This window comes from Mycobacterium sp. (genome assembly GCF_052144515.1).
Taxonomy (GTDB): domain Bacteria; phylum Actinomycetota; class Actinomycetes; order Mycobacteriales; family Mycobacteriaceae; genus Mycobacterium.
Window position 1 is genome coordinate 1 of the sequence record NZ_JBKQQD010000496.1, and the last position, 9,611, is coordinate 9,611.

Below are 9,611 nucleotides of genomic sequence, written 5' to 3' on the forward strand. Positions count from 1 at the left end.
GCATGCCATCCGCGACGGGATCCGCGTTCTGCGCACCGTCCTGCGCCATCACCGCTCCGGTGTTTCCGGGCACCTCTACCAGGCGGCACGACACGCTGCCGGGCGACCGGCAGCGGCTATTTCAGCGGTAGCGGTCGCCCAATGACCAGCAGGTGGATCAGGTCGACGGCGTCGCCCTCGTCGGCGCGGTTGATCGACGTCAATGAACTGCCGATCGGTCTTATTGACCTCGAACTAAGTATGCCGCCGACAGAACTTGTCGACGACACGGCCGCGGTCCTGCTGCGTTCCGAGCAAGGTCCGCCAGCGGCGGTTTTGAAGGTGGCCCGCGGCCTGCTGGGAGCCGCGGAGCTTCGCACACAACGGCGCGTGCTCGCTGAACTCACCGTCCACCCAGGACTCGACGACGAGTGGCGCAAACTGCTGCCGCGGATCCTGGCCTTCGACGAGCGCAACGATGCGACCGTGTCTGTCGAGTCCTATCGGCCGGAAATGGACCTCGCGCAGGTGCTGGCGCGCCGCCCGCACCGTGTCGAGGAGCTAACCGCTGCGGCCCTGAGCGCCATCGCGCCGCTGCACCGGCGGACTGCCACGTTCGTCGCCATCGACAACGTCTGCTTATTGCGGCGATGGATCCTCGAACCACTGGCGGGCCTGATGGACATGTGCCAGAGGCTGAATCCCCGCCTGGTTCCCGAGGTGGACCGGCTTGGAACGACGCTACGGCGGGCCTTTGTTGGCTGCCGCATGCCGGTGAGTTGGACGCACGGCAACTACACCCCCGAAAACGTTCGGGTGGCCGGCGTGCAGGGCGCGGTCACCGGCATCGTGGACTGGGGCGGGGCGCGGCCGGGCCGGCCGGCGCTGATCGACGAGTACCTGATGATCCTGACCGCGACCTGCCAGGTCGAGCGAGCTGATCTGGGCACAGTGGTCGCTGAGCGGCTACGGGCGGGCGGCCTCGCAGAGAGCGAGCGCAATGCGCTGCGTGCCGCACGCGACGAAGCCGACGAAGACATTGGCGACCGTGAGCGCATCGATGAATGCATCGACGAGCGCGTTGCCATTCTGCTGACCTGGCTGCACCGTGCTGCCGATATGTGGCGCAAGTGCGCCACCCCTCCAAACCACCACAGCTGGTGGTCCACCAACGTGGCTCCGGTGCTTGACGCCGTCGCTGCGTGGCCACGGATCGATGTTTCAAGCGCCCGGGCGGGCGCAAGCGGTGCACCGATGACCACGTCACCGCCCTTCGGGGATGCCACACAGGCCCCGGGAAATCAGGGCGATAGCTGACCATGCGAAACGGACAACCAACGCTTACAGGACATGGTCGGCCTGGGGGCCTGGCCGCTGTGGGCGCTGCGGCTGACCGGGGGACGTCGATCATGTTCGACCGGGGGGGCTTATGCACGGTTCGGGAGGTCGTGGAAGACGCTCCGAGCGTCGCCGGCCGGGTTGCCTGTCTCGGCGCTCGGCTTACTATCCGGCCAGCCCTGGCCGTTGGCAGCCACTTGGCGCACGTGCCGTGGCCGTGGGGCCTCGTGGACTTCGCCGCCCGGGCTGTGATGCCCGCGCCGGGCAGTGTTCGCGCCACGATTCGGTTGTCGGATTGCACTGCGCGATTGGTCCGCGCTGCTGATGTTATGCCTGCCGACGGCAGCCGGCGCGTCGTGTTGTACATGCACGGTGGCGGCTTCCTGACCTGTGGCGCCAACACGCATGACCGCCTGGTTACCACGTTGTCGAAATACGCCGATAGCCCAGTGCTGGTGATGAACTACCGGATGCTGCCCAGGCATTCGATCGGTGCGGCCATCGATGATTGCTATGACGGTTACCGGTGGCTCCGTGGCCAGGGTTACGGGCCCGACCAGATCGTCTTGGCCGGCGACTCCGTTGGAGGCTACCTGTCACTCGCGCTGGCCGAACGGCTGCTCAATGAAGGCGAGCAGCCCGCGGCCATCGTCTGCATGTCACCGCTGATGCAGATCGCCAAAGCCCCCAAGCAGGTGCACCCCAACATCGGCACCGATGCAATGTTCCCGGCCAAGGCTTTTGACGCCTTCGTTCACCTGATCGCCAAGGCGGCCCGGCGTCGCATCATGGATGGGCAGCCCGAGGAGATCTACGAACCGCTCGACCACATCGAGGCCGGTCTGCCCCCCACGTTGATCCACGTATCCGGCTCCGAGGTGTTGTTGCACGACGCTCAGCTGGCCGCGCGGCGGCTGGCCGCGGCCGGAGTACCGGTTCAGCTCCGCGTCTGGCCTGGCCAGATGCACGTGTTCCAGATCGCCGGTCCGATGGTGCCGGAGGCCAACCGGTCGTTGCGCCAGATTGGCAACTACATCCGCGAGGCGACCGACCCGCACCACCGCGTGACGGCTTCCACCGCCGGCGCACGTGCGCCGGGATCTGGTCGCGCCGTTATCGCCGATACCGCCTCAAACGCGTCGCCGCCGTCCACAATTCCCCTTCGAACTGGAGATTGCCGATAATGCGTACGCTCGTCACCGGCGCTGCCGGATTCATCGGTTTCACCCTTAACGACCGGCTGCTGGGAACGACTATCCGCTAGCGGCGGAAGTCGAACGTGGAGCCAGCGCAACATGCCGTTGACGACGACAGAGGTGCCGACATTTTTCGGACCGTCTGATTCGCCATTGTTCGGCGTGGTTCATCTGCCGGTCGATAACCAGATCAGGGGTGGGGTACTGATCTGTGGTTCGCTCGGAAAGGAGGGGATGGACAGTGTTCGACTAAACCGGATCCTCGCCGACAGCCTGGCGCGGCGCGGTTTCGGCGTGTTGCGTTTTGACTATCTGGGCTTGGGTGATTCCGCATACGCTCAGGGCCGTGATGACGCGGTGGCCAACTGGGTGGCAAGCGTGGGCCACGCGCACGACTACCTCAAGCTGATCGGCGCGGAGTCGGCGACCGCTATCGGCATACGTGCCGGGTGCCTGATCCTCGACGAGTATCTGGCCCAATCCCACACGGTCAACCGCGTGGTCTACCTCGATCCCCCTGGGACGGGCAGGCGTTACCTTCGGGAACACGGTGCGCTATACCGGCTGTCGCTGGGCGAGGACGCTGCCACGCCCGGCGAAGTGTCAATCATGGGCGGGCGGTTCAGCGACCACGCCGCCGCAGAATTCGCCGCGCTGCGGATGGGTGCCAATCCAGTCGGCGCCCATGGCGTCGACAACGTACTTGTGGTGGGACGACGGGCCGAGACCGACACGCGCATCACCGCCCTGGCGTCGGCCGAGGGAGTTGATTCGATCGTTACCGGCGGTCTGCCGGAATGCGCCCATCCGCTGCCGATACCCTTACCGATCCCTTTCACCGCGGTCGATTCGATCATCGACTGGATCGACGGAAACGTTCCCACTCGCACCCATCGCGCCGTACCCCAATACCTGACAACGGTAACGATGCCGGCCGAAGGGCCCGACGGGGTCGACGTTTTCGAGAGCATCGAACGAATCGAGCCGAAGGGCCTATTCGCCATCCGCACGCTGCCCCGACGCCGTAGTCCCGTGCCCGCAAAGACTGTGTTGTTCTTCACGACGTCCCACGACTTGCACGAAGGACCCGCCCGGGAGTGGGTCGAATTGTCACGTCGCGTTGCAGCGGCAGGGTCACAGGCGGTGCGCTGGGACAAGGCAGGAGAGGGCTTGTCGGGCCAGATCCGCTGGGCCCCTTGGCAAAGGGTGTATAGCAAGGCTGACGTCACCGACTCGATAGCGGTGGCCAGACATGCGTGCCAAGACGCCGGCGAACTCGAGCTTGTCGGTATCTGCTCCGGCTCGTGGTACGCGGCTCAGGCCGCCCGCAATATCGGTGCGCAGTCGGTGATCCTGGTCAACCTGTCGGTGTGGAATTGGCGCGCCACCCCGACCTTGGCGGAGCAGTGGTACTTTCGGAAGCAAGCGCTAAACGTCAATGCGGCTGGCGACACGGGTGGCAGCGCCCCCTTCGAATCCGGGTGGACAAAGCACCTCGGACCACTTGTCCGCTCGGCTCGGAAGCGGACGAAGAGCTTTGTGCACAACCACCTCCCGCGATACGTCCTGCGGGTGTTGTGCCGGGTCGGACTCGTGTTTCTGCCGGAGGATGTCCTGGCAACGCTCGCCCACCGTGGAACCGACGTGACGCTGATTGCCTCGCCCGATGATACGGAGCAGTTCACCGCCAGGGGCGGTCGGGCAGCCCTTGCCCGGCTGCAGCGGACGTCGCGGCCGCCCCGCCTGATCGCCGTACCCGCCGGCGATCATTCCGCCCATCACCCGGCGATATTGGCGGCGATCCGCGCCGCGGTGTTGCCGGTAGTTGCCGTTTCCCCGTCGGAGCAAATCCCCGTATCGGACATATTCTCAACCGGCTAATACCGTCTATTCCTGAGCGCGATCATCACCAGAGAGGAGGTGGGGCATGACCGAAGACGCCTTCAGCATCGGCGGTGTCGACCTCGCCGATCCGGACACATACGTGTCGGGAATGCCCTTCGATGCATTCCGGAAGCTCCGCGAGTGCGCACCCGTGGCATGGCACCCGTACAAGGATGGGCCTGGGTTCCTCGCGCTCACCGGCTACGACGAGGTCTTTGCCGTGTCCCGCGACAGCGTCACGTGGTCGTCGGAGGCGACTGGGGTGTACTTCGACGTGCCCGGTCCCGACGATATCGCCGACCAGCGGGGCGTGATGATGTTGACGATGGACCCGCCGCGGCACACCGCGCTGCGCGCTCTGGTCAGCAAGGGCTTCACGCCGCGGCAGGTCGCGAAGCTCAACGAGCGCATCACGGAGATGGCGCGCGATGTGGTCGACAGCGTCATCGAGCGGGGCGAGTGCGACTTCGTCACCGACGTCGCCGGGGCGTTGCCCTCATATGTCATCGCCGAACTGCTCGGCATTCCGCTGGAAGACGGCTACCGGCTTTACGAGCTGACCGAGATCATGCATACCGCTCAGATAGGCGACAAGCGCGCCATGAAGGCGGCCGCCGAGATGTTTGGGTACTCAACGGAACTTGTGGCCAGCAAACGTGCGGATCCTCGCGATGACATCGCGACATCGCTGCTGCATGCCGAGGTCGACGGACAGCGCCTCACCGAAAGCGAGTTCAACTCCTTTTTCATGCTGCTGATCGGTGCGGGCGGCGACACGACCCGTAACCTGGTCGCCGGAGGCACGTGCGTGCTGATGGACCATCCGGAGGAGCGGGCCAAGCTGGAGGCGGATCCGTCGCTGCTGCCGACTGCGGTTGAAGAAATGCTCCGCTACGTCCCGACGTTCATCGCGTTCTTCCGCACGGCCACGAAGGACACCGAACTACGCGGGGTGCCCGTGCAGGAGGGCGACCGGGTGGCGATGTTCTACCCGTCGGCCAATCGGGACGAGGCCCACTTCGTCGATCCCGACCGCTTCGATGTGACTCGTAAGCCCAACCCGCACTTGGCATTTGGCGGCGGCGGCACCCACTTCTGCCTCGGCGCCAACCTGGCCCGGGTGGAGGCGGCCGCCCTCGTATCGGAGGTGCTGAGCCGGATGAAGAACATGGAGTTGGCGGGTCCGGTCGAGCGCATGCCGTCGACGCTGATCAGCGGCATCCACTCCATGCCTGTCCGGTTCACGCCTGCTCGACGTGTGGGCGGTTGATGATTGCCCAAATCACAAGACGGCCCGATGCTGCGCAGTATCACAGGCGTCAGACCGTGGCGGAGCGCAATCCGTAGCGCTGGCGAAGAGACGCGGCAAGGCGTAGCGGGATTGCAATGAGGCTCAACAGGGCGAACGGCACATATTCAGCGGCGTAGAGCCAATGCTGTGTCTTCTGGTCGAGTGCGCCCAGCACAAAATCCCGGCCGAAGGCGATCAGAATGTAAGTCGTGCCCAAGAAGAGCAGTGGCCGCCATAGACGTCCCAGGTTGCGCATTCCGATTCCGAAGGACAGCAGCACCAGCAGGTAGGTGAAGAACAGCGCGACCAGGAAGAACCAGAACAAGCCACCCTGCAGCGGAATCTGGCCGATGACGACACCCAGCCAGACGACCAATCCGATATGGACCTGAAGCGCGGTGGCGAAGGCCAGGCCGAAGGCTCGCGCCCCGCGCGCCAGCCCGGCAAAGGCTGGACCGAACAGGATGGCCATCGCGCCGCCGGCATAGGAAAGCCAGAAAAAAAGGAACGACCAGCGCGCCGTGACGCGCACCCCCAGCCTGAGGCCGTCGGGACCGGTGCCATAAGCGGCCAGAACGGCCACGGCAAGCGCGAGCGCACCGCCGAACGCGCCGATCATCCAAACCCATGCCGGATCATGTCTGCGGGTCATCGGACCAGAGGCGGACTTGAGGCGCATGAAGTTTCCTACTCGACTCGGCCCGACTACAGACCACGAGAACGACGGCCATTGCGTGGCAATCGGCGTGCGAAAGCGATAAGGACGAGCTGAGCCAACCTTGAAGTTGTGCCCGCTCGGCGAGCGTTCCGCTCAGGCGAAGCAGAGGCAGCGGACCGTCCCGTGCCACCTCGATCTCGCGCCAGGGAAATGGCATGTCGGGTTCGGCGAACGCCTTGATCACTGCCTCCTTGGCCGCGAACCGGGCCGCCAGTCTGTGCACCCGGTTGCGGCCCTGGCAGTCATTGATTTCGCTCGCCGTAAAAACCTTGCGCAGGTACCGCTCCCCGAACGTCGCCAGCGAGTCCTGGACATCCTCAATTGCAACGACGTCGCAGCCGACGCGGATGCGGCGCCCGTCGACCTCGCCCGGCAAAGAGATCCGCGGGGCCGACTGCGGGTCGACTGCTACCGCACCTAGCATCATGCAGGCGCTTTGACTAGGCCTTCGACTACCTGCGCGATGTTGTGTATGGAAGCGAAGGTGGATTTCTTGAGCACTTCCTCTGGGAACTCGATGTCGAATGCATCCTCAAGCGCAAGCATGACGTTGACCGACGCATGCGAAGTCAGGCCGAGCTCGTAGAGGTCGGCCTGATCGTCCACCTCGTGTGGATCGACCGCCATACGGCCATGAGCAGCTAAAACGTCACGAATCTGGTCCTGCATCACACTTCCTCACATCTCTGCCGTGGCTCAACTTTTGAGCCAGTGTCGGGTCCAGCAACTTAACCAATGTTGGGCTCAGCCCGGGCTAACACTCCGTGGGCGGAACGTAGCTCCCGGTCGCCTTAAGCCGCTTGCGAACGATCAGGGCGCCGGTACGGCGGGTGGTGGCGCCCAGGAAGTCAGTGCTGGCTCCGTCGTGGCAGCGAGGTGCGGCTCGAGCTCGGCCCGTATCTGATCCATCGTTTCGGGAGCTGCTAGGTCGGCAATGACCACGCGCCCGTCTTCGTTGAGCACCTTCGCGATGTCTGCCGGCGAGGAACCCGAACCGACTGTCTGTACTGCTGCTGGCATAACGCACACTCTACGGGATGATATCAGGACTATTCAATGACTGCCGGTTTGTTGAGATCCGGCTCTTATGACCGAGCAGTGGAGGTGCGAGGACAGATGCTCCCGTTTTAGATTCGGCGTGCTCGGCGCGGTCGCGCCGACCATGTCGGCTTGGCGGGACCGGGCCCGTATGGCCGAGGGTCTCGGTCACTCGACCCTGTACGTTTCTGACCACCTTGACGCCCAGTTCGGGCCTCTCGTAGCCACGACCGTCGCCGCCGAAGCGACCTCCACCCACCACGTGGGGTCTGTCGTGTTGAACAACGACCTCCGCAACCCTGTGGTCTTGGCCAAGGAGATCGCCACGCTCGGCTTGGCGGCCGAAGGGCGGGTCAAGGTGGGTCTTGGAGTGGGCTGGCTCCGGAGCGATTACGAGCAAGCGGGGATCGAGTACGACGAACCGGCTGTCCGCGTGGACCGGCTGGCCGAGGGCCTCGCTGTCATGAAGAGGCTGTGGAGTGAGGGCGAGGCGACATTCGCAGGGAGGTATCACACGGTGCGCGGCGCCCGCTGTGATCCTCGCCCCGCGTCCCTCCCTCGCGTCATCGTCGGGGGCGGAAGTAGGCGGATACTCACGGTTGCTGCCGAGCAAGCGGACACCGTGGGGGTGAACACCAGCCTGGCTTCGGGCGAGAAAGGTGGCGACCTGGCGAGCCAAGCCACCTTCGATCATTACGATCGCTGCTTGGCATGGGTGCGCGAGGGGGCTGGTGACCGCTTCAGCTCGCTCGAGCTGCAGATTGCGGTCGTTGCCGCCAACGTCGTCGGCAGCCGCCGCGCTGCCGTGCGCACCGCAACCATGCTCGGTTTTCCGGGTGAGGACGCGCTCGAGCTTCCGATCGTCCTGATCGGCACCGAGGACGAATTGTGTGAGCGGCTTCTGGAGCGCCGTGAGAGGTGGGGCTTCACCAACATCGTGGTGCCGGGCGAGGCAATGGAGACCTTCGCACCTGTGGTCGCCCGGCTCGCGGGCACCTAGCGCCGAAGTCTGCCGGAGGCCGTCACGGCAACCAGCGTGAGAACGGCTGCCCGGCATCTTCATCGACCTAGGGCGACCCCCGCAGCTCGACGTCGCCCGGGTACAACGCTGGTGCGCCAACCCGGTCCCCGAGCACATTCGCAACGAGATCCGCGTCGAATGCGACACCGCCCCAAGACATCTGACTGCGAATGCCGGCCGCCACGGCGCGAGGACTCCGGACCCGACTGGACTCGCTTTCCGATCGCCCGCCTGCACTACACCAGAACCACCGGACTATGGACTCTGTACTGGCCCGACCACAACCTCAAATACCACCGCTACCAACCAGTTGACCCCAGCCCCCGAATCCAAGACCTCCTCGACTACCTCTACAGCCGAGCCGATCCCATCTTCTGGAGATAACGACCGGTCATTCTCGTCACAGCACAAGACCGCGCCTGTAAAATGTTGCTCAACATTGGTTAAGTGGCTGGACCCGACACTGGCTAATAGGTTGGGTTACGGCAAAGATGTGAAGGGAAGCGTGATGCAGGACCGGATTCGTGACGTCTTAGCTGCACATGGCCGTATGGCGGTCGATCCACGCGAGGTGGATGATCAGGCCGACCTCTATGAGCTCGGCCTGACGTCGCATGCGTCGGTCGATGTCATGCTTGCACTTGAGGAAGCGTTCGACATCGAGTTCCCCGATGAAGTGCTCAAGAAGTCCACCTTCGCTTCGGTACGCAACATCGAGCAGGTAGTCGAAGGCCTGGTCAAGTCGTCTGCGTGATGCGTGCGGCTGCAACGATACTGTGATCAAGCTGCGCCGCTGGGTAAAGTCGCATCGGTGGATTCCCTTGGTACCGCAACGATTACAGCGAGTGCATGATCACCTTGCCGGGCGAGGTTGACGGGCACCGCATCCGCGTCGGATGCGATGTCGTGGCCATTGAGGATGTCCAGGACTCGCTGGCGGCGTTCGGGGACCGGTACCTGCGCAAGGTTTTTACGGCGAGCGAAATCAACGACTGCCAGGGCCTCAACCGGGTGCACCGACTGGCGGCCCGGTTCGCGGCCAAGGAAGCAGTGATCAAGGCATTCGCAGAACCCGACATGCCGTTTCCCTGGCGCGAGATCGAGGTGACACGGGACGGTCCGCTGCCTCTGCTTCGTCTGAGCGGA

At 64.4% G+C, this 9,611-nt stretch carries 11 protein-coding genes and 1 pseudogene; 8 read left to right on the forward strand and 4 right to left on the reverse strand.

What is annotated here, in order from left to right; genetic code table 11:
* Nucleotides 1–141 precede the first annotated feature (141 nt).
* From ACLP9N_RS33460 to ACLP9N_RS33475, 4 genes and pseudogenes are all read left to right on the forward strand, one after another.
* Nucleotides 142–1,296, forward strand: a complete 1,155-nt coding sequence (locus ACLP9N_RS33460) for a phosphotransferase (protein ID WP_442411419.1) — start codon at nt 142–144, stop codon at nt 1,294–1,296.
* Between the two features lie 92 nt (nt 1,297–1,388).
* Nucleotides 1,389–2,366 (forward strand): annotated as a pseudogene (locus ACLP9N_RS33465) (alpha/beta hydrolase fold domain-containing protein); the annotation flags it as partial.
* 246 nt (nt 2,367–2,612) lie between these two features.
* Entirely contained in the window at nt 2,613–4,394 is a 1,782-nt protein-coding gene (locus ACLP9N_RS33470; RefSeq protein ID WP_442411420.1) for a hypothetical protein, read from the forward strand.
* 46 nt (nt 4,395–4,440) lie between these two features.
* Nucleotides 4,441–5,667 carry a cytochrome P450 gene (locus ACLP9N_RS33475; protein ID WP_442411421.1) on the forward strand — a complete coding sequence of 409 codons (1,227 nt, stop codon included), beginning with the start codon at nt 4,441–4,443 and terminating at the stop codon, nt 5,665–5,667.
* 49 nt (nt 5,668–5,716) lie between these two features.
* Here ACLP9N_RS33475 and ACLP9N_RS33480 read toward each other — a convergent pair whose 3' ends face one another.
* The 4 genes from ACLP9N_RS33480 to ACLP9N_RS33495 all read right to left on the reverse strand — a co-directional run bounded on the left by ACLP9N_RS33480 (nt 5,717) and on the right by ACLP9N_RS33495 (nt 7,426).
* Nucleotides 5,717–6,307 carry a hypothetical protein gene (locus tag ACLP9N_RS33480; RefSeq protein ID WP_442411422.1) on the reverse strand — a complete coding sequence of 197 codons (591 nt, stop codon included), beginning with the start codon at nt 6,305–6,307 and terminating at the stop codon, nt 5,717–5,719.
* 16 nt (nt 6,308–6,323) lie between these two features.
* On the reverse strand, nt 6,324–6,833 hold the full coding sequence (locus ACLP9N_RS33485; RefSeq protein ID WP_442411423.1) for a holo-ACP synthase: 510 nt from the start codon (nt 6,831–6,833) through the stop codon (nt 6,324–6,326).
* Entirely contained in the window at nt 6,830–7,075 is a 246-nt protein-coding gene (locus ACLP9N_RS33490) for an acyl carrier protein (protein WP_442411424.1), read from the reverse strand. Before ACLP9N_RS33490 ends, ACLP9N_RS33485 begins: the two co-directional genes overlap by 4 nt.
* A 141-nt stretch (nt 7,076–7,216) precedes the next feature.
* A complete protein-coding gene (locus tag ACLP9N_RS33495; protein WP_442411425.1) occupies nt 7,217–7,426 on the reverse strand; it encodes a hypothetical protein in 210 nt (69 codons plus the stop codon).
* Nucleotides 7,427–7,493: 67 nt separating this feature from the next.
* Here ACLP9N_RS33495 and ACLP9N_RS33500 point away from each other — a divergent pair, with 67 nt between their 5' ends.
* The 4 genes from ACLP9N_RS33500 to ACLP9N_RS33515 all read left to right on the forward strand — a co-directional run.
* Nucleotides 7,494–8,444 (forward strand): TIGR03621 family F420-dependent LLM class oxidoreductase, encoded by a 951-nt coding sequence (locus tag ACLP9N_RS33500; RefSeq protein ID WP_442411426.1) that lies wholly within the window; start codon nt 7,494–7,496, stop codon nt 8,442–8,444.
* Between the two features lie 159 nt (nt 8,445–8,603).
* A complete protein-coding gene (locus tag ACLP9N_RS33505) occupies nt 8,604–8,849 on the forward strand; it encodes a DUF3024 domain-containing protein (protein ID WP_442411427.1) in 246 nt (81 codons plus the stop codon).
* Nucleotides 8,850–8,970: 121 nt separating this feature from the next.
* Entirely contained in the window at nt 8,971–9,219 is a 249-nt protein-coding gene (locus ACLP9N_RS33510; protein WP_442411429.1) for an acyl carrier protein, read from the forward strand.
* A gap of 95 nt (nt 9,220–9,314) precedes the next feature.
* On the forward strand, nt 9,315–9,611 hold a 297-nt coding region (locus ACLP9N_RS33515), incomplete at its 3' end, for a holo-ACP synthase (protein ID WP_442411428.1).